This window comes from Bacillus sp. FSL P2-0099 (genome assembly GCF_038007445.1).
Classification (GTDB): domain Bacteria; phylum Bacillota; class Bacilli; order Bacillales; family Bacillaceae_G; genus Bacillus_A; species Bacillus_A mycoides.
Window position 1 is genome coordinate 699,938 of the sequence record NZ_JBBOXE010000001.1, and the last position, 20,917, is coordinate 720,854.

Consider the following 20,917-nt stretch of genomic DNA (forward strand, 5'->3'; position numbering starts at 1 on the left):
AATTAGTATTTGTCAGCTTTTTTAAGTGTAATTGCATTTCTTGTATGACTAATACGCTCGTAAAATAGTAATTTATCACTACTAAATATATGTAATAAAACATGAATAATAAATAGCCCGTTAATTACAAATTGGAATAACAGTATAACTAGTAATACTAAAGGCTCTGTATGATTTAAAATAGAGCTACTAGAAAGAATGTAATTGATTCCACCTAAAATGAAATAGAATATACCGTAACGAATGAATAATTCTTTTAGTGTAATACGCTCTGCTTGTCCTTTAATGTAAATACGAAGCAACGCTTTCCCTATTGTTCTTCCATTTGTAAAGTATGGGATGATAATAAAGTAAATTAAGATTGAACATGCGATGAAAAGGAGTTCGTATACATTTGTATAAGATTGGATGTTAGAAATAAATAGTGAGTTTCCTTTGTTTTTAATGAAAGGTACAACGATAGATAAGAAGATCCAATCAATTTGCATAGCGATGAGACGACGAACGAATCCGACTGGTTTCGTTTCCAAATCAATATGACTATCTAATTCGCTTGTTTTTGGCAGGAAGTACGTAAATATTGGTGCAATGATAAAACCGATTACGCCGCCTAGTGTGTTTAAAAACAGATCGTCGATATCGAATAAGCGATATGCACAATTATAAATACCATATAATCCAGTTACTTGTGTTAATTCAAAGAACAGTGAAAGGCAAAAAGAAATGCACACTGTTTGGAAGAAACTACGTCGGAAATAATAACGTAAGTAAATACCGAATGGAACGGTTAATAGAACGTTAAAAGCAACTTGTAAAAATGCAGATTCTTTTAATAACAAGAAATAAGTAGTAGGTTTCGTTAAAATTGCCGATGTATGATTACTAATCTCTTGTATGAAATAAAATGGTGAGAGTTGCATATGCTGTGTATTAGCGGGTTGTAGGCTACAAGTATCGTACGTTTGTGGTAACGGCAAAATAACAAGAAAATAGGCATTTAATAAATAGAGTAGTAATGAATACAAAATAAATGAACGCCATTTATTTAAATAACCGTATTTTCGATAATTAAATATTAAAAAAGGGATTAAGAGAAACATTGCTAAAATAGGAAATAAAATAAATGCTGTTTTTACTGGAAATAAATATGCAGTCAAAATGAAACTCCTTTCAATGAAAATTCGTTTATCATTATAGCGCTAAACGGAGTTTAAAACAAAGTTAAAATATTTCGAAATAGAAAGAATTACAAATTTTATCGAAATTAAGTTATACTAAATTTAATATAAGGATATTATGATTATTATAAGTTGAGAGAGGGTACAAGACATGCGATATGAGCTTTTTTCGGTAAGCGGGGATCATATTACAACTTTTGAAAGCACATGGCGTTTTCAAGAGGGGGAACAGATTTTTGTTCATGATGATAATACAAAACGAAATTTTATTATTATTCGCTTAACACATGATTTATTTCAAAAAAATACACATGTTATTCGCTTGTATTGTCAGGAAAAGAAAGTTTATGCATAAGGAAAACCTCTTACTGTATGGGGCAGTAAGAGGTTTTTTATCCCGCTATTTGTGGGCAGTAAAAGCCCGATTGGTGAGGGCTAATAATCAGGGGGGATGAACAAAACCCCCACTGATTAAAGTTTCATTTTATAAGAAAATGATAGTTAGCACACCTACGATAATACAGTAGAAAGAGAAATATTTTAAATTTCCTTTTGCCATAATGTTCATAAACCATTTTAATGAAATATATGTCATGACAAATGTTGCGATGAAAGCAACAATATAAGGTACAAATAATGTATCTAAATTTGGATCGTTTGCAATGTCTGTAATACTTAACAATAAACCCCCTAAGCTAACAGGGATGTATAGTAAGAATGAGAAACGAAGAGCTGTTTCTTGCTTCATGCCAAGTAACATTGCTGCTACGATTGTAGCACCTGATCTGCTTATACCAGGAATTAGTGCGCAAGCTTGTGCTAGGCCAATAATGATTGCATCTTTCATAGAAAGGTCGCCATCATTTTTACGCCCACGCAAGTTTCGAATAATCCAAAGGCCGATAGCAGTAATAAGAAGGGAAATCCCAACCATTTTAACACCTTTTAAATATTGGTCGATATAATCTTTAAATAAAACTCCAATTACACCTGCTGGAATGGTTGCAATAACAAGGTAAATAATAAAGAAGAAATCTGATTTTGCGTCTTCTGCTCTTGTAAATATATAAGATAGACCATTCTTTGTTAGACGAATTAAGTCATTTCTATAAATAAGTAATACAGCTAATAATGAAGCTGAATTAACAAGTAGCTCAAAGCTAAACCCTTCTATTTTTAGTCCTAGCAAATGCTGTGCTAAAACGAGGTGACCACTTGAAGAAATCGGAATTGGTTCTGTTAGTCCTTGGAACAGACCAAGAATTAAATATTTTAAAATGTAGTAAAATTGTTCCATAATAACCTCCTTGTTTATTAGTCGAAAGAAACAACTTGTCCATTATAACAAGAATACGGATGAATATTGAGAAGAAAATAATATTCGAAATATAATAAAAGTCCCCTATGACGTCATAGGGGATTTTTTACATTACTGAAAACCTAATATTTTTTGAATATTTTTTGATAATTGAACATCGACTTTTTCAGCATCATTAATATGATTCATAATAGTAGTATTTAATTTGTGGAACATTTGTTGTGTGTTTGCAAATTCTCGTAATATATCATCGTTACAAGATTTTTGGTTTTCGATAGCTTTAATAACATTTGTAGCGCCACTTTGTAATGTTTGAATCATCATTAAAATATTTTCAATTCTAGCGTTAGTATCAGCGCTCATTTCTACACCTTCATCAACTAAATGTAAATTATCTTTTGTATTTTCATATGCTTTTTCAATTTCTTCTTGAATTTTTTTCGTTAAGTTACCGATGTTTTTTGTACTTTCAGCTGTACTTTCAGCTAGTTTTCTTACTTCATTAGCAACAACAGCAAATCCTTTACCGTGTTCTCCAGCACGTGCAGCTTCAATACTTGCATTCAACGCTAGTAAATTTGTTTGTGCTGCAATGTTTTGAATCACTTCTACAATTTGTTCAATTTCTTTAGAGCGTTCGCTTAAATGATTCATACTATTAGAAGTACGTTGAGATTGTTCACCTAATCTATTAATTACAATGAGTAAGCGATGAACGGATTCTTTTCCTTCATTAGAGCAATCGATAATTTCTTCAATAGATTGAATTAAGTTTTGCTCTTTTTGTAGCATTTCGTTATTTAATTCGTTGGAATGTGTAGTACGCGTAGAAACATTTTCAAAGCATGCGTTCAATTGTTGAATTAAGTTTTGGAGTGTATGATGTTGGCTATTTACAAGTTCGTGCTCTTGCATAACGCTTTTTACACGATTATGGATAGAAGATATAATTTCTTGTTTTTCCACATCTTTTTGTTTTAATTCTGCTTCTAGTTCATGTATATGAGTTTCTAGTTGATCAATTTTATGTTGGAGTGATTTCTTTTGAGTAAACATTTTATTTAATTCAACCGCCTTTAGGATTTTTAATTTCTCTATATTTGGATTTTAGCATCTTTTATAATTTTTAAATATAGGAATTGTTAAATATTTAAGAATCTATTACATTTTGTTCATAATCCCCTTTTTTTGTCATGAAAAATAAACTGTATTTAATGGTTCTGTAAACAAACTGTAAAATAAATCATGTATAACTGTATAAGAAGGGAGTCGGATTATGAACTATTTTAAGCGAATCAGTAGTCTAGTATTAGCAGGAATTATCGTTCTTTCTAGTACAGTCGCTGTAAAAGCAGAGTCAAACGACGAGAAACTTAACAACATGCAACAGCAATTGCAGCAAAACGATGCAGATATGCAGAAGAAAGAGCAAGAGAAGCAAGCTGTTAGTAAAGAAATTCAAGGTATCGAAAATGAACTACATAATTTAAATAATACAATTGCAAAAAATAAAGAGGATCAAGCTGCTATTCAACGTAAAATCGATGAAACACATAAGCAGATTGAACAAAAAAAAGCAGATATTATCGTTTTAGAAGATAAAGTCCTTGCTCGTAAGGATATTATGAAAAAACGTATGGTTTCTGTTCAAAATAGCTCAAATACGAGTTTAGTAGTAGAAGTTGTTGTAGAATCAAAAAACTTTGCAGATTTCATACAACGTATGAATGCAGTTACTACTATTCTAGAAGCAGATAAAGAAATTTTACGTCTACAAGAACAAGATCTTCGTCAAATTGAAGAAGATAAAAAAGCAATTGACGAAAAAGAAGCATCTTTAGTAGTAGATAAGCAAAAATTAGCAAAAGCACAAGCGGATTTGCAAGATAACTTGAAAAAACGTCAAGATAACTTACAAACGGTTCAGGCTAAATATAATCAGATTGCAAGCCAACTTAATTTAGCAGCGGAAGAGAAAGCAAAAGTTGAAGCAAATATGAAAGCAGTACAAGAAACAATTGCTCGTGAACAAGAAGCAGCAAGAATTGCAGCAGAAGAGCGCGCAAAAGCTGAAGCAGCTGCAAAGGCTGAGCAAGAAGAGTTGGCAAAAGCGAAGGCAGCAGCAGCTAAGCAAAAAGAAGAACAGGCAGCTAAGCCGGCAGAGCCTGTAGCTAAAGATACAACACCAGCTAAGCCGGATCCAAAACCAGCTCAAGGTGGAAAAGAATTTTATGTAACAGCAACTGCTTATACAGCTGATCCATCTGAAAATGGCTATAAACCGGGTGAAACTGTAAAGTCTAAGTTAGGACATAATTTGACTGCAAATCCAAACATGAAACTAATTGCTGTAGATCCAGCTGTGATTCCATTAGGTTCTACTGTATATGTGGAAAATTATGGTACGGCGATTGCTGGAGATACTGGTAGTGCGATTAAAGGTCATATAATTGATTTATTAATGCCAGATTCAGCTACAGCTAATAATTGGGGCAGAAGAAGTGTTAAAGTTACAATTTTAAACTAAAACGTAATCCAACTTTACAAAACGTAAAGTTGGATTTTTTTGTAAAAATAATGTTAAGTTGAGTTTACATTTTGTTAAGGACATCATACAATGATGGTAAGAGGTGGTAAATTTGACCATTTGTAATAAGGTGAAGGAATTAAGAGCTCGCTTTAATTTTACGCAAAGTGTATTAGCAGAAAAGGTAGGAGTGACGAGACAAACGATCGCTGCAATTGAAAAAGGGGATTACGTTCCTTCATTGTTACTAGCATTGACGATTTGTGATGTATTCGAGTTAAAGATGGAAGATGTATTTGTTTTAAATAAGGAGGGGGAAGAGGATGAATAGAATTGGGGTTTCTTATATCTTAAATGTGCTGAGATTTGTGATAGCTTTTTGGGTGTTTATTGAGCTCTATTATGCTTGGATAGAGCTGGCAAATATTATTGAAACTGAGAAATTACCGTTTGAAGTAACAATCAATATGATGCCATTAGGATTGTTAACAATTGTAGCTATTATAACGACGATTTTTTATAAAGTTCAAAAGAAGAAACATAAAGCTCTTTCTTATTGGATGTACCCGTTATTATTTCCACAAGAAGACGAGCGGGAAAAAGCAATTACACAAAAGGCATGCCGGACAACATTTATTTCATTCTGGTATGGAATAGTTATTGCTATTGGATTTTTAACACTTTCTCCTGTAGCTAATTTATATATTCCTGGATATCCATTATATATTTTATTTTTCATGATTTTTATTCAAATGACAGTTTTTTACGTATCCCTGTACAGAAATAAATTAGTCTAAAAAAGAAACCTTCTTGCATAAGCAAGAAGGTTTCTTTTCAGCTTACACTTGTACATACAGCAATATTATCTTATCATTTTATATAGAGTAAGATTTTGTAACGGAAAGGAATTGTATATGAATAAGCAAAGAATTTATAGTATAGTAGCAATCCTTCTATTTGTTGTAGGTGGTGTATTAATCGGAAAGCCATTTTATGATGGATATAATGCAGAGAAGAAGCAGACAGCGAATGTACAAGCTGTTCAAAAGATGGAATATGAAAAGCATGATACAGAATTTGTAGATGCTTCAAAAATTAATCAACCAGACTTGGCAGAAGTAGCGAGTGCATCGTTAGATAAAAAACAAGTAATCGGTCGTATTTCAATTCCGAGCATCTCATTAGAACTTCCTGTTTTAAAAGCGTCGACTGAAAAGAATTTATTATCAGGTGCGGCAACTGTAAGAGAAAATCAAGTAATGGGACAAGGGAATTATGCACTTGCAGGGCATAATATGTCAAAAAAAGGTGTTTTATTTAGTGATGTATCAACTTTAAAGAAGAACGATAAAATTTATTTGTATGACAATGCAAATGAGTATGAGTATACTGTTACCGGTGTATCTGAAGTGACTCCTGATAAATGGGAAGTTGTAGAGGATCATGGGAAAGATGAGATAACACTTATTACATGTGTATCTGTTAAGGATAATTCTAAGCGTTTTGTTATTACGGGTGATTTAGTAGGAACAAAGGCTAAGAAATAAAGAAAAAAGAAGGTTCACTCTTTAAAGAGTGAACCTTCTTTTTTTATCCAATGTTGAGAAATAAAAGAATATTTTAGTTGGTATTTAAATATTTTTCTATTTTTATATAATAAAGTAATGATTCTAGATTTTGGGAGGAACAAAAGTGAAACAGCAAGTAAAAAGACTTCTTTTAACAACAAGTGTAGCGTTATTGGTAGCGCCAATTTCTGCTTATGCACATCCAGGACGTACAGATGCTAATGGTGGACATACGTGTCGTACAAATTGTGAAAAATGGGGATTGCAGTACGGGGAGTATCATTATCACAATAAACCAGCTTCTAATAGTGGTACAACGAGTCCTGCGCCGAGTCAAAATAATAATGGTGCTGTAGAAGCAGAGAAACAAGCAGAAGCACAGCGTAAGGCTGAGGCAGAGAAACAAAGAGCTGCAGAAGAACAACGTAAAGCAGAAGAAGAGAGACAACGTGCTGCAGAAGAACAGCACAAAGTAGAGGAAGAGAGACAGCGTGCGGCAGAAGAACAACGTAAAGCAGAAGAAGCACGTAAGGCAGAGGAAGCGCAGCGTAAAGCTGAGGCTGAAAAGGGACAAGCTGAAGGTCAAAAAAGTGGAGAGACAGATTTTAAAGCAGGAAAGAATAATGCAGAAGGACATGTAGCTGGAAAGTCAGACGCATATAAACAAGCATTTACAACTGCGTACGCTGCGGCATGGTCTTTAGAAGAACAGAAAAAAGCACATTTTGAAAAAGGTAAAGAGCAAGGGTTAACACAAGAAGCAATGGACGATAGTCAAATTACTCCTGAGTTTAAGGGGAACTTTGCAGAAGGTTTCCAAGTAGGTAATAAAGAGAGAACCGAAAAGATTGAAAAAGAACAAGCGGAACTTGGTGAAAAGGCTGGTAAAGAATTAGTTGAAAAGAAACCTGGAAATACTGAAAAGGATACATATGTGAAAGTATATGAAACCGCGTATGAAAAAGGATATAAGTCTGCTAAAAAGGCAGCGGAAAAAGCTGGATATACATATGCATTTGAAAACTACGACTTAAAAGTTCCTGCTAAGTATGAAAAGAATGAAACATTAAAGAAATGGTTTACTGAAGGATTTAAATCAAATAAAAAGGCAGCGGAAATTCGAGAAGAAGGATATAAAAAAGGAGACAGCTGGCTTTCGTTCTTCTATAAGAGTTTCGTGCCAAGTGAATATAAAGAACATAAAGGCTTGTATGAACAAGCAATAGAAAAGGGAAAGAAAGCGTAAAAAAAGATGAGGAATTTTCCTCATCTTTTTTTAATCCATCCATTTCACTAATTTCTTAGAAATTGATAATAAAACACAACCTAAAACGATCGCCACAGCGCCAATAACTGTGAATACTTCAGCATATCCAAGTGAAGTTGTGAAGCTTGCAAGCTGTCCGCCTAAAATATTAGCAATACCTGAGCTTGCTAACCATACGCCCATTAATAAAGAGGCTAGTTTTACTGGAGCGAGAGCACTAACCATTGATAGCCCGACAGGTGATAAGAATAGCTCACCTAACGTATGGAAAAGATACGTAAAGACGATAAATAGTAAGTTTGCTTTTTCTGTAATGTTATGTTCGTCACTGCCTGTTTTTAATGTAGCGATAACAAGAACAATATAACCGATACCGAGTAAGATCATACCAAGTCCCATTTTTGTTGGGATTTTCATGTCACCATGTTTTCTAGTTGCCAGTTTCGCCCATAATGCTGAAATAGCTGGTGCAAGTAAAATAATAAATAACGGATTGACCGATTGGAACCAAGATGTTGGAACTTCCCATCCGAACACAGAGCGGTCTACAAATTTGTTTGTATATAATGTTAACGAACTACCAGCTTGTTCAAATCCAGCCCAGAAGAAGACAACAAAGCATGTTAAAATGACGATAACTGTTGTACGTTGTTTTTCTTTTTTTGTTAACGGTGTATTTCCTATTGTTTGTTGTCCAGCATCCGTTTGCAAATCGCGAGTTGGTTTTTTACCGATATCACCAAGGAAGCGATTTGATAGTGTTGTAAATAAAATTTGTCCAATGATCATTCCGATTGAAGCGGCTAAGAAACCGTAACGGAATCCGAAATGAGCAACGCCATCTACTGTTGTTTTGAATAAATTTTCTGATAAAAATCCGCAAACGAGTGGAGCTAAAAATGAACCGACGTTAATACCCATATAGAAAATTGTAAATGCACTATCACGTTTTGGATCATTTTCTTCGTATAATTCTCCAACAAGTGTAGAGATATTCGGTTTGAAGAATCCATTACCGATAATAATAAGCGCTAATCCGAGGTATAGACCGACTTGGTTTTGCAAGGCAAATAGTGTAAGGTTACCGATTGCCATTGTTATACCACCAATTGTGATGGCTTTTCGTTTGCCTAGAAAACGGTCCGTTAAGTATCCACCGATCAATGGTGTGAAATAACAAGCACCAGTATAAAATCCGTAAATAGAGAGTGCCCAAGCGGGACTAAACCCAAGACCACCACTTACTAAAGCTGTTGTTAAATATAATGTTAATAATCCTCGTAATCCATAGTAACTAAATCTTTCCCACATTTCTGTAAAGAAGAGTAAGTATAAACCTGGAGGATGTTTCTTTTTTCTTTGTTGTTCTCTTTCTAGTTGTATCGCTGATTCCATAATAGTTTCCTCCTGACACAAGCAAAAAACAAAGTTAATAGTATTGTATGATTAATATTTTACCTTATTAACTATTATAAGTCAATAAAGGTTGATTTTTCAGAAGAAATTTGAAAAGGGAAATAGCTATAGAATGGGTGTTTCTTTTGTGATAGACTATGGACTATGTTTTCTTTGTAAGGAAGCGGATTACCGCATTTTTTTATTTGTGGAATTGATTTCATGTAAGGTGAAATTGAAGAAGGAGAAAGAAATGAAATTGTTACAGAAAAAAGAAATTTTGCTTATTAGTCTTATGTTATTCTCTATGTTCTTTGGGGCCGGAAATCTTATATTTCCACCTTTCCTTGGATATGAAGCAGGAGAACATGTATGGATTGCATTGTTAGGTTTTATTATATCAGCAACAGGGCTTCCTATATTAGGTGTTATCGCTATTGCGAAAGCAGGGAGTTTTCAAACGTTAGCGGGAAGGGTTCATTCTTCATTTGCAATTATTTTTCCGTGTATTGTGTACTTATTTATTGGACCAGGTCTTGGCATACCACGTGCAGGAAGTTTAGCTTTTGAAATGGGGCCAGGCCAGTTGTTCCCAGAAGCGGGTAGCATAGTTTTGTTATTGTACACGGCTATTTTTTTTAGTATTGTTTACTGGTTAAGTTTATCACCGTCTAAATTAATGGGCTTGTTTGGAAAGGTGTTAACGCCTTTATTATTATGTATGATTGCTATTATATTTATAAAAAGTATGTTTACATCAGTAGGCGGTGTGAAAGAGCCTGCAGGAAATTATGGACAAGCTCCTATGTTCCAAGGATTTTTAGATGGATATTTAACGATGGATGCGTTAGCAGCTTTAATATTTGGGATTGTTATTGCAAATGCTCTGCGTGCAAAAGGTGTAGCGGATGATAAAGGTTTAGCGAAATATATGAGTATTGCTGGTATTGGAGCAGGACTATTACTAACTATTATTTATGTCATTCTTGGATATGTTGGTTCAATTAGTGGTTCATTGGGTACATTTGATAACGGTGCGAAAGTGTTAGCACAAGTTATGACAACATTATTTGGACAAGGCGGAGTAGTATTATTAGGCCTTATTTTTACTATCGCATGTTTATGTGTTTCAATTGGGCTGGTTACGTCTTGTAGTCAGTTTTTTGCAAGTGTATTTCCGAAAGTATCTTATAAAGTTTGGGCATTTATATTAAGTTTTGTTAGTATGGTTTTAGCTAATTTAGGATTAACGCAAATTTTAAAAGTATCGGTACCGATTCTTGGATTTATTTATCCAGTTGCACTAACGCTTATTATTTTAGGGTTATTCCATAAGTATATTGGAAAGTATGTATACGTATATTCGGTAACGATTGGACTCGTAGCGGTATTTAGTGCGATTGATATTTTAAACAAAAGTGTACTGATGAATAAATGGACACCACTACTAAAAATGCTTCCGTTTTATTCAGAAGGTGTAGGTTGGATTGTTCCGGCATTTGTAGGTGTCTGCCTCGGTGTAATTGTTAGTATTGCTATAAATAAGAATAAATAAGTAAGAGGTGTTTTCCTATTTCGGAAAACACCTTTCTTTTTTTGGAAAAATAGTATTGAAAATGAATAGACTAAGAGTATGATAAAGGTAATTGGTAATATATAGGTCAAGTGAAAAATCGATGATGAGGGGGATTGTATGAAGGAGGATTTGAATAAGAAAATAGAAGCACTCGAAACGGCAATTGAAACGATGCAAGAGGCACTTTATGAATTGAAAGCGAAACAAAGAAAAATAGAAGTAGATAAAGTTCAACAAAATGTTAATAAGGAAAAGAAAGAATATATTGAAGCGGTAAGTAATGAAAAGTTACAAGAAGATGTAGTTAAGACGAGGAAGTCCATGCAAGAGCCAGAGGTGAAACAAGTAGATATATCTGCATTTAAACCAGAACCATTTAATATTATAAAGTTTTGTCAAACGTGGTTACCACGCATATTTGTCGGTATTATGCTACTTGGCGTTATTTGGTTATTCAAAGCAGGGGTAGATGCCGGATTATTGACACCAGCGATACGGGTTGTGTTTGGTATAGTACTATCTGTCGGTTTGTATTACGTAGGAGATATACAAATTAAAAGAGAGCGGCAAGCGTTAGGGTTAGTATTAGCTGGAGGAAGTATTACGGGAATTGTTTTAACAACGTTTGCGGCACATTATTTATATGAGTTTATTCCTGCAAGTATTGCGTTTGTTTGCAACATTATATGGGTTGTTTTAGGGATTTATTTAGCGAAAAGATATAGATCGGAATATCTCGCTATTTTCGTGGCGGTGGGAGCATTTTTTGTTCCTTTCTTGTTAAATAGTACGACTCCCAATACGTATATTTTCTTTAGTTATGAGACAATATTAACAATTAGCCTATTATGGTATGCATTGAGAAACCTTTATAAGTACTTGTATATGATTTCTTATGTTGTTGCGGCAATTGTCCTATTTGTCTTCTTTGTTGTTATGTCAATATTAGTAGAGAATGTGCAAGTACAGTTAACAGTTGTATACGGTGCAATTCATTTACTATTATTTTGGCATATGTTTTCGGAGAGAAGGTTTATACAAGAAGCACGATTGGCGATATTTAGTGCGAATGCAGTTTTCTTTATTTTAGCCATTTCTCAAATTCCTGAATTTACAACGTGGGGATTAGTTATAAGTGCATTTGTACATGCTGTTATGTTTGTACTTGAATATAGGAAGAATAAACATTCGGTATTTTCAAATCTAATATTTGGCTTTGCAATGGGTTCATTTAGTTTAGCGATTTTATACGAGTACAGTTTGGTGAATGCAGCAATCGTATTATTGTTACAAGGTTTCCTTGGTATGGTTACTGCTATTAAAGTAAAGCAAAATATTAAATTGTATGTAAGTGCAACGATTTATGCTATTGGAATGGTGCAGACGATTTTTAGCCCGTTTGATCATTTCATTTCGGCAGGATTTGTCGCTCATATTATTTTGATAGGAACGTTCTATTATTGCATGAGACAAGCGAAAGAAGTGCTAGCGAGTTTTGGTAAATATGTGTACTCTATAGCGCTCTACTCATTAATGGTTATTGTATTTATTACAATTACTAGAATCGGTGAAGTTCTTTCTACAGATGGAAGTATAATTAGCGTATCTGTATCGTTATTATGGATGGTATATGCGTTATTTGCAGTTTGGTTTGGTCGTTATAGACAGATGAACGAAATATTATATGCTGGCTTAGTTGTATTAGTAGTAACAGTAGGGAAGTTATTCCTTCTCGACTTACCAGAAGTGTCGATGATGATCAGGGCGGTGTTATTCTTAATCGTTGGTAGTATAGGTATCGTTATTTCAAGAATGTTTTTCTCAAAAGAAGAGAAGTGAAAAGAAGGCAATCCATATTCGGATTGCCTTTTTCATTATTTTTTATTAATCGTTACAGTTTCACTATATTTCGCTGTCGTATTTTGACGTAGACGAAGTGTTGCTTGTCCAGTTGTATTTGGATCAAGTTGTACATTCACAATTTTTTCAGCAGATCCTTGGCTATTTGTGATGAAAGAGAATGCACTGCTATATCCGAAAGAAGATGGCCAAGTGCCATTTGTATTTTGAACTTTTGCCACCTGTGTTCCGCCAGTTGTGAATATACCTAAAGAATAATTATTGTACGTTGTATTTGGTAATAAGTTATTTACTTGAATCTTCATTTGGAACACTTCATTGTTTGGTAGAATGCTAGGGTGCGTAATTACGTAATCACTCGTTGTCACTGCACCGTTATAGCCGTATGAACCTGGTTTGAAAGTATTTGTATTGAACCACTGGTAACCTTGACTTGGTGCGCTCCAAGGTTCTGGTTGTGGTTCTGTTGATAAACTTGGTTGTTCAAATGTTTGTAGAGCTGTAGGTGCATCAAGCTGTAAACCACTCACTTGATCTAAGCTTGTAAATGTTTCTTGTTTCGCTAACCAATTCACGATGTTTTCTAATAGAACAGCATCGTTTTCTTCTTTATAACCATCATAAGTTTTCTTTGTTTGACCTGAGTCTTCGCGAACATATTTTGGCGAGGCATCTTCAACAGGAGAAGAATCACCAATAAAGGCAGCTTTTCCAAGACCAACTTTCGAAATAGCAGCATAAGGTCCCTCTGCAACGCCACCACCGTTATAAACGCCGCTATCAACAGCGTTATTCCATTTTGATGGATTTTCTGGAAGATATACAAGGCCTTTCGCTAGTTTTGGATTTGTAATCGCAAGGGTAGAGCCGGCATGCATTGCTACAGATGAAACGCCAGTTGTAATTCCGAATGATTGCGCAGGTGAGACAATATTTTTAGCTGAAACATCACCAAGTGCATTGTAACGGAAGCGAATACCGAAATTATCGGATAGCCAATCAGAGCTTTCTACTCCTTGCATAGCTTGTGAAGTTGTTTCTTCATTAGACATTCCCTTTGCTGGATTATCCCATGCCCCGCGTCTATATCCATTGAACACTTCTGAGGAGTCCCAGCGGTTTTTATTACGATCTGCATTATAATGATCGGCAATGAAGAAAATACTGCCGCCATTTTTCACGTATTGTAACATTGCGTCTTGTTCAGATTTTTTGTAAGGAATATTTGCCTCTGGAACGATAAACACGTTGTAATTTTTTAAATCGTCGTATGTAATAGGTGTTGATTTACGCAGTTCTTTTACATGATATCCGTTTTGGGCAATGCCGTTTCCGAAATCAGAAAAACCGCCATCAATAACCCAATCAGCTGTCCCGGCCGTTTGACCGTGCGTATTATCAAATAATACTTTCTTCCCATTGTTTTGATTTACAACCTTTGCAGCAATTTCAGGAGCTGGGTCTACAGAGCTTTCGGCATAAGTAGACGGTATGAACGAACTCCCCATACTAAGTGTAATTGCTGTTGCTAAAGAAAATGTAATCCATTTTTTATTCTTCATAGAAGAATCCCCCTAATAATAAATATATGTGCTTTAATAATGTAATTTATTTTTCTGAAAAAATAAAGACAGAAAACGTAAAAAATATTAAAAAATTGTAAAAATACCGTGAATTTTGTTGAGAAATATTTATATAGGCAATAAAAAATCCCTTCCAATTAATAAGGAAGGGATAGCTTGTTTAACTAATTTTTGAATTAGGTGTTTCATCGATCTTATGAAACCCTTTCATGTAATACACGATAGCTAAGCCGATAAGCCAAATTGGGCCAATGATTAATGCAATTCGTGTATCTTCTGAATACGCCATAATACCTAGTACAAGTGCGAGGAAGCCAAGTGAGAAGTAAGAGCTTAATGGATGTAAAGGCATTTTATACGTTAGCTTGTCTTTTTTCTCAGTTGGTAATCCTTTACGGAATTTAATTTGAGCGACTAATATTATACCCCAAGTCCAAATTGCCCCGAAAGTTGAAATACTAGTTAGCCATGTAAACACTTTTGCAGGAACGAGATAGTTTAATATAACGCCAACGAGTAAAACAATCGCAGTTGCTATAATACCTTGACTTGGAATGCCATTTTTATTTAAACGTCCAAATCGTTCAGGTGCTTTCTTTTGTTGTGCTAGTGTAAATAGCATACGCCCTGTACTAAATAAACCACCGTTACAAGAAGAAAGTGCAGCTGTTAATACAACAAAGTTAATAATACCTGCTGCTTTTGCAATGCCGATTTGTTGGAATGTTAATACGAATGGACTTCCTTTCTCGCCAAGTTCGTTCCATGGATAAATTGCCATCATAACGAATAATGCCCCGACGTAAAAGATTAGGATTCTCCAAAATACGTTATCGATAGCTTTTGCGAGTGTTTTCTTCGGGTTTTGAGCTTCACCAGCTGTAACACCAATTAGTTCAACGCCTAGATAAGCGAATAATACCATTTGTAAGGAAAGCAATAATCCAGAGAAGCCATTTGGGAACCAGCCCCCATGTTCCCAAAGATTTGAAATACCAGTTGCAACGCCGCCATTTCCAAATCCGAATAGAATAATACCAAAGCCAATCACTATCATACAGATAATTGTGACAATTTTAATGAGAGCAAACCAAAACTCAAGTTCTCCAAATACTTTTACTGATAAGAAGTTGAAAGCGCTCATTAATAATAGAGCGAGTAGTGCCCAAGTCCAGCGCGGGATATCTGGGAACCAGTACTGCATGTAAATTCCAGCCGCCGTAATTTCAGCCATACAAGTAACAACCCATAAGAACCAGTAGTTCCAACCAGTAATATAGCCAGCAAGCGGGCCGATATAATCATTAGCATATTTACTAAAAGAGCCAGCAACCGGTTGTTCAATTGCCATTTCTCCGAGCGCTCGCATAATGAAAAAAATAACGAGTCCAGCGATCATATAACCTAGTAAGATGGAAGGACCAGCTAGTTTAATAGCAGAAGCAGATCCTAAAAATAGCCCAACGCCAATAGCCGAACCGAGTGACATTAAAGTAATATGTCGTTCTTTTAAACCTCGATTTAAAGTTCCAGATTTGTTTGTGTGCTGCATAAGAAGAATCCCCCTTGTAGAATGAGCTACCTAAATATTTAACTATTTCAAATTATAAAACATTTCTATCTGTTATGCTACAAAAATAATCAAAATGAACTGTACTACATCTGAACTTGTCAGACTTAAACTTAAAATTCTCACTATTAGAGAATATATTGACTCTTCTTTTTATTGATTGTTAAGATTAAGTATTATATTTTCTCACATACTAGTAAGAAAAGAATGTGTGATAATAATTCAGGTGTAGGAAGGGTACATAGCCATGTTTCAATTACAAAAATATAACACTTCTGTGAAGCAAGAGCTTTTAGCGGGCATCACAACTTTTTTTACATTTGCGTATATTCTTGTCATCAATCCGAAAATATTATCTGATGCAGGTGTACCATTTGATCAAGCGTTTACGGCAACTATTATTGCGACAGTTATTGGGACGCTATGTATGGCGTTTTTAGCTAACTATCCAATTGTTATTGCTCCAGCTATGGGGATGAATGCATATTTTGCTTATTCTGTCGTTCAACAGGCAGAGGGGATTACGTATGTCATTGCGTTTTCGGCAGTATTTGTAACAGGTATCATTTTTCTTTTATTATCTTTCACTTCATTTAGGCAAAAGCTAATTATCGCAATTCCTGACAGTTTAAAACATGCAATTGCAGGTGGAATTGGACTATTTATTGCTTTTATTGGATTACGTCTATCTGGAATTATCGTGGATCATCCATCTAACTTAGTTACGATTGGTGATTTTCATTCTCCAGCCGTTATTTTAACTTTAATTGGTTTAATTTTAGCGGCGGTATTAATGGTATTACGTGTGAGTGGTGCATTATTTATTAGTATGATTGTGACAGGAATTATCGCCTTCTTTACGGGGCAACTGAAGTTTGAGGATAAAATTGTAGCGATGCCTCATTTACCAGAGGGTATTATCGTTTCAAATCCAATCAATGCCTTTTCAGATGTAATTGAATACGGACTGTATGGTGTTGTATTTTCATTTTTACTTGTACTTTTATTCGATACGACAGGTGCATTACTCGGTTTAATTAAACAAGCAGGTTTAATTACAGATAATACAGAGAAACGTTTTGGTAAAGCGTTTATTGCAGATGCGATTGGCGGAACGACAGGTTCTATCTTCGGAACAAGCCCAACAGCAGCAACGATTGAATCGTCAGCTGGTATTGCTGCAGGTGGTAAAACTGGATTAACAGGTATTGTAGTTGTTGGTCTAACGATTATAACGGCATTTTTCAGCCCTGTTATCGCGTCTTTATCAAGTGTAGCTGCTATTACAGCTCCTTCATTAATTATTGTAGGTAGTCTAATGGCACAAAGCATTCGTGATATTAATTGGAATGAATTTGAAGATGCATTACCAGCATTTTTAATTTTCGTTGGTATTCCGTTAACGTCTAGTATTGCAAATGGAAGTGCAATTGGATTTTTAGTGTATCCAGTATTAAAGATTGTGAAGGGGAAAGGGATGGAAGTACATCCGTTACTATATTTATTTACAATTTTATTTGGATGTCATTTATTCTTATAGTATAGAGATAGGAAAGGGGGCTTCTTATGAGAGGCTCCTTTTTTGTGTATAATAAAGTGAAAAAAACAAATCAATTACGTAAAGTATAAATTACTTAATGGAATATATATGTTACAATAAAAACAGAGGAGGAACATGAATGGCTGTAAGTAAAATAAAAGTCGCACGTGTTCAGTTAGATTTAACACAACAACAATTAGCAGAAAAAGTAGGCGTCACAAGGCAAACGATTAGTTTAATTGAGAAGGGGAAATACAATCCATCTTTAGATTTATGTTTGAAAATTTGTTATGTAGTAGATCAAACATTGAATGATTTGTTTTGGGAGGAAAAGGAGTGATAGGGTGAAGATCGTGAAAGATGAACGTTTAATGATTGAGGGGTTAAAACATATTAGATTAGTTTTCATCTTACAAAATATTGTCATACTAAGTATCGTGTTTTACCGTTATGTTTTGCAAGGGGCAGGATATGAAAGTGTTTCGGATTTATTAATGGTATTTATGGGCGGGATAATAGTTATTAACTTTTTAAACTTAAAAAATTCGGTAGAAGTGTATGAGCATACAGGTGGAGTATCGCGTAGTTATTTCATGAAACTATTATTAATTCCAGTAGGGATTGTTATTGGACTGTTAGCTATTTGTATCATTGTAACACCGGATATTTCGATAAAGGAAATTGGTATAACAGGACTTATTATGTTTGCTTGTTTTTTAATTCCTAGTTTGTTTATATACATATATATGAAAAAAATAAAAAGTGAAGATGAAATATAAGAAAAGCTTTCCCGTATTGCGGAAAGCTTTTCTTATATCTTTTTATACAATACTTTATGAAGGCCAATCGATTCAATTTCAAAGATTTCACCATATTCATGGAAGCCTAAGCGCTTGTAATAGTCAGTTACAGTAATTCGGCCATTACACCATAAAATATTTGCTTTACTCTCTTGCAAGACTTGTTCCGCTTTTTGAATTAAGGATCTTCCAGCGTGTTTGTTTCGAAAGTTAGGTAATGTTGCTATTCTACGTAGTCGGAAGAGTATTTACAACCTGTTAATAGCTGGTTGGAGCGCAAAATTTTTTGACGTAATACGTAAGTTTCAGATGTATCAATATATTTCACGCTAACCATATTAACATCTTTTCTTATAATCCTTTTTCTGTTAGTTGTATAAAGAAATAGGCAGGTGCAGCGAAAAGTCCGAGTATGCTAGCAGTTCCGATAAGGAGCGAAAGCAAAAGACAAGTGTATTTGACGCCATTTGATTTTTTCCAGCCGTAACTACAAATTTCAATGCTAACACCGATGAGAATAATGGCAACGAGTACTTCCGCTAATAATAATAGAGCTAAAGTTACAATAGACATAATGTGATCCATCCCCATAATATGTGATAGTAACATTTTACCATATGGAATGGAAAAAAATGCCCCTCATTTATGTGAGGGGCGTTTTTCTACTCTAATATGTTTTTCATTGTATTAATATGTTCTTTTGAACCCGTTACAAGTAAAGTATCGCCATGCTGTAACTTCGTATCACCATGTGGTATTAATGCTTTATTACCACGGTAAATTTGAATGACAAGTACATCACCTAGAAACGGAAGGCGACGAAGTGCTAAGCCGTTATATTTATTACTTCGTAGTTCAACCTCACGCACCGTTTCATTTGCTGTTGTAATCAAGCGAACGAGACTCGGTTTATCAATAAGTGCACGTAATAAAATACGTGTAGAGTTAATAGTCGAGAATACAGCGATATGTTCTTGAGTCGCTTTTTCTTGTAGAAGGGGATCTTCTACACTTGCGATGACGTGTTCAACACCTAATTCTTTTGCGTGTTCTGCTAATAATAAGTTTTGTTCATCATCACTTGTCGCAACAACAACACGGTCTGCTTCGAAAGCTTTTTGCCCCATTAAAGATTGAATAGTAATCTCATCTAATTTTACAATAGGGAAGTCATGAGATTTCGCTTCCTCATCATTTATTTTATTTTGACGTATCATATATAGTGTTACGTTATAATCTTCACGTTTTAAATCAAGTGATAACGGAAGGGTAATTCTGCTTGCACCAATAATAGATACTTTCGGTTTTGGTGTTTCCACTTTTGGAAACATCTTTTTAAATAATATAGGCGCAAAAATACAAGTAATAACTGCACTTAAAATAAGAGATGCTGATAAACTTGGGCTAATGATGCCTAGCTTTTCACCGATTTGTGCAGCCGCAATAACTAAAGAAAGTGTTGATGTTAACAAAATAGCACTTCCGAGTACGATATTGCGTGGGTACCATTTTCGTAAGACGAGTGATGGCAACAGTTTTGAAATAAAGAGTCCCACAATTAGAATTGGGATCATTAGCATACTAGAAGGCTCGTTAAAAATAGACCATACTTCTAGATTTACACCAACCATTACGAAGAAAATAGGAATGAAGAAGCCATATCCGATGGAATCAAGTTTTTCAACCATATCTTCATTTGGTGATAATAAAGATACGAGTACACCTGCTAAAAAGGCTCCCAAAATATTTTCTGCCCCAACAGATTCAGATAATCCAACTAATATTAAGATGAGTGCAAAAACAGCTCGTGTATCAATTTGTACACTACCGGCTTTTAAGCTTTCTAGGTATGGAATATTTTTAAACCGTCTTGCGACAAAGTAAATTACAATACCAGCACCGAATAGAAGAAGTAGAAGCCACATGCTTTGGCCACTTTCGGAATTTAATCCGACGAATACAGCGAGTAAAATCATTGTAACTAAGTCTGCAATAACAGCGACTAATAAAATGATTTGCCCGATTGCGGTTTTTCCTAAGTTATTTTCTTTCAATGTTGGTACGACAACACCTAAAGAAATAGTTGAAATAATTAAAGTCATGAACATTGCATTGTCTACGAATCCTAGCCATACGAATAGTAATGATAGGGCATAAGATAAAATGAAAATAAACAAGAAGATAATGCTTGCTGCTTGAAATGTGTTCGGTTCGTTTGTCGTATTCTTTTTCCCTTTTTGTTTAAAGATCGAAAAGTCAATTTCTAAACCACTTAAAAACATTAGGAAGATAAACCCTAGTGTTGATAAGACTTGAAGCCACATATCTGGCTCAATGATGTTAAATCCACTTTTACCTACAAAGATTCCTGCGATAATTTCTGCAACAACGACAGGAAGTGCTTTTAATTTAAAGCGCTGTAACAAAAGGGGAACGAAAAACGCGATTGCGACGACAACCATAAGTGATAGAACAGAAGAATGATGTTCCATTGCGTTCTCTCCCTTCAAATAAATATAGTAACTATTTAGCCATATAATAGGAAGAAAAGCAACGGATATGGTTTCGATTTCATAAAGAAAGAGTTTTCTTAACATTTGTCATAATAAGTATATTTTGCATGATTTTGTTGTTAATTCCGTAATGTGGATGTAATGGGGAAGGGGATAAAGTGAAAATTTAATCAGTGGGGGTCTTACTGCTCGTTAATAGGGGATAAAAAAAGACTGCTGAGG

18 protein-coding genes and 2 pseudogenes are annotated in these 20,917 nt (G+C 34.6%); 11 read left to right on the plus strand and 9 right to left on the minus strand.

Annotated features, from left to right (window positions below):
- Positions 1–2: 2 nt before the first annotated feature.
- Positions 3–1,157 carry a VanZ family protein gene (locus MKY90_RS03485; protein ID WP_063218689.1) on the minus strand — a complete coding sequence of 385 codons (1,155 nt, stop codon included), beginning with the start codon at positions 1,155–1,157 and terminating at the stop codon, positions 3–5.
- 172 nt (positions 1,158–1,329) lie between these two features.
- Between MKY90_RS03485 and MKY90_RS03490 the strand changes: the two genes are divergently transcribed.
- On the plus strand, positions 1,330–1,533 hold the full coding sequence (locus MKY90_RS03490; RefSeq protein ID WP_016103553.1) for a hypothetical protein: 204 nt from the start codon (positions 1,330–1,332) through the stop codon (positions 1,531–1,533).
- A gap of 129 nt (positions 1,534–1,662) precedes the next feature.
- Here MKY90_RS03490 and MKY90_RS03495 read toward each other — a convergent pair whose 3' ends face one another.
- Complete coding sequence (locus tag MKY90_RS03495) at positions 1,663–2,475, minus strand: undecaprenyl-diphosphate phosphatase (RefSeq protein ID WP_016121464.1); 813 nt, start codon at positions 2,473–2,475, stop codon at positions 1,663–1,665.
- Positions 2,476–2,607: 132 nt separating this feature from the next.
- Positions 2,608–3,111, minus strand: a pseudogene (locus tag MKY90_RS30370) (methyl-accepting chemotaxis protein); the annotation flags it as partial.
- Between the two features lie 661 nt (positions 3,112–3,772).
- Here MKY90_RS30370 and MKY90_RS03505 point away from each other — a divergent pair.
- The 5 genes from MKY90_RS03505 (at position 3,773) to MKY90_RS03525 (ending at position 7,837) form a co-directional block, all read left to right on the plus strand.
- A complete protein-coding gene (locus MKY90_RS03505) occupies positions 3,773–5,023 on the plus strand; it encodes a 3D domain-containing protein (protein WP_063218687.1) in 1,251 nt (416 codons plus the stop codon).
- Between the two features lie 103 nt (positions 5,024–5,126).
- Complete coding sequence (locus MKY90_RS03510) at positions 5,127–5,354, plus strand: helix-turn-helix transcriptional regulator (protein WP_078185072.1); 228 nt, start codon at positions 5,127–5,129, stop codon at positions 5,352–5,354.
- On the plus strand, positions 5,347–5,820 hold the full coding sequence (locus MKY90_RS03515; protein WP_063218686.1) for a DUF2178 domain-containing protein: 474 nt from the start codon (positions 5,347–5,349) through the stop codon (positions 5,818–5,820). The genes MKY90_RS03510 and MKY90_RS03515 overlap by 8 nt, the downstream gene beginning before the upstream one ends.
- 117 nt (positions 5,821–5,937) lie before the next feature.
- Entirely contained in the window at positions 5,938–6,570 is a 633-nt protein-coding gene (locus tag MKY90_RS03520; protein WP_002186970.1) for a class A sortase, read from the plus strand.
- 145 nt (positions 6,571–6,715) lie between these two features.
- Positions 6,716–7,837 (plus strand): YHYH domain-containing protein, encoded by a 1,122-nt coding sequence (locus MKY90_RS03525; protein WP_341090369.1) that lies wholly within the window; start codon positions 6,716–6,718, stop codon positions 7,835–7,837.
- A 30-nt stretch (positions 7,838–7,867) separates the two neighbouring features.
- On the opposite strand, the gene MKY90_RS03530 is transcribed toward MKY90_RS03525, so the two are convergent.
- Positions 7,868–9,253 carry a peptide MFS transporter gene (locus tag MKY90_RS03530; RefSeq protein WP_341090372.1) on the minus strand — a complete coding sequence of 462 codons (1,386 nt, stop codon included), beginning with the start codon at positions 9,251–9,253 and terminating at the stop codon, positions 7,868–7,870.
- A 253-nt stretch (positions 9,254–9,506) separates the two neighbouring features.
- Between MKY90_RS03530 and brnQ1 the strand changes: the two genes are divergently transcribed.
- Both brnQ1 and MKY90_RS03540 read left to right on the plus strand, forming a co-directional pair.
- Positions 9,507–10,808: a branched-chain amino acid transport system II carrier protein BrnQ1 gene (gene brnQ1 / locus MKY90_RS03535; protein ID WP_407707978.1), complete on the plus strand. Its 1,302-nt coding sequence runs from the start codon at positions 9,507–9,509 to the stop codon at positions 10,806–10,808.
- A 138-nt stretch (positions 10,809–10,946) separates the two neighbouring features.
- Positions 10,947–12,668: a DUF2339 domain-containing protein gene (locus MKY90_RS03540; RefSeq protein ID WP_098167706.1), complete on the plus strand. Its 1,722-nt coding sequence runs from the start codon at positions 10,947–10,949 to the stop codon at positions 12,666–12,668.
- A gap of 35 nt (positions 12,669–12,703) precedes the next feature.
- On the opposite strand, the gene MKY90_RS03545 is transcribed toward MKY90_RS03540, so the two are convergent.
- Both MKY90_RS03545 and MKY90_RS03550 read right to left on the minus strand, forming a co-directional pair.
- Positions 12,704–14,251, minus strand: coding sequence for a hypothetical protein (locus tag MKY90_RS03545; protein ID WP_063218682.1), 1,548 nt, complete (start codon positions 14,249–14,251; stop codon positions 12,704–12,706).
- Positions 14,252–14,432: 181 nt separating this feature from the next.
- Entirely contained in the window at positions 14,433–15,824 is a 1,392-nt protein-coding gene (locus MKY90_RS03550; RefSeq protein ID WP_002125290.1) for an amino acid permease, read from the minus strand.
- A gap of 265 nt (positions 15,825–16,089) precedes the next feature.
- On the opposite strand from MKY90_RS03550, the gene MKY90_RS03555 reads away from it, so the two are divergent.
- The 3 genes from MKY90_RS03555 (at position 16,090) to MKY90_RS03565 (ending at position 18,161) form a co-directional block, all read left to right on the plus strand.
- Positions 16,090–17,382, plus strand: coding sequence for an NCS2 family permease (locus MKY90_RS03555; protein WP_341090376.1), 1,293 nt, complete (start codon positions 16,090–16,092; stop codon positions 17,380–17,382).
- Positions 17,383–17,521: 139 nt separating this feature from the next.
- Positions 17,522–17,722: a helix-turn-helix transcriptional regulator gene (locus MKY90_RS03560; protein ID WP_098167704.1), complete on the plus strand. Its 201-nt coding sequence runs from the start codon at positions 17,522–17,524 to the stop codon at positions 17,720–17,722.
- Between the two features lie 4 nt (positions 17,723–17,726).
- Positions 17,727–18,161, plus strand: a complete 435-nt coding sequence (locus tag MKY90_RS03565) for a hypothetical protein (RefSeq protein ID WP_098167703.1) — start codon at positions 17,727–17,729, stop codon at positions 18,159–18,161.
- 32 nt (positions 18,162–18,193) lie between these two features.
- On the opposite strand, the pseudogene MKY90_RS03570 reads toward MKY90_RS03565, so the two are convergent.
- The 3 genes and pseudogenes from MKY90_RS03570 to MKY90_RS03580 form a co-directional block, all read right to left on the minus strand.
- Positions 18,194–18,519, minus strand: a pseudogene (locus MKY90_RS03570) (GNAT family N-acetyltransferase).
- Positions 18,520–18,533: 14 nt separating this feature from the next.
- A complete protein-coding gene (locus tag MKY90_RS03575) occupies positions 18,534–18,791 on the minus strand; it encodes a DUF4022 family protein (RefSeq protein WP_080019745.1) in 258 nt (85 codons plus the stop codon).
- 53 nt (positions 18,792–18,844) lie between these two features.
- Positions 18,845–20,674 (minus strand): monovalent cation:proton antiporter family protein, encoded by a 1,830-nt coding sequence (locus MKY90_RS03580; RefSeq protein ID WP_341090379.1) that lies wholly within the window; start codon positions 20,672–20,674, stop codon positions 18,845–18,847.
- Positions 20,675–20,917 lie beyond the last annotated feature (243 nt).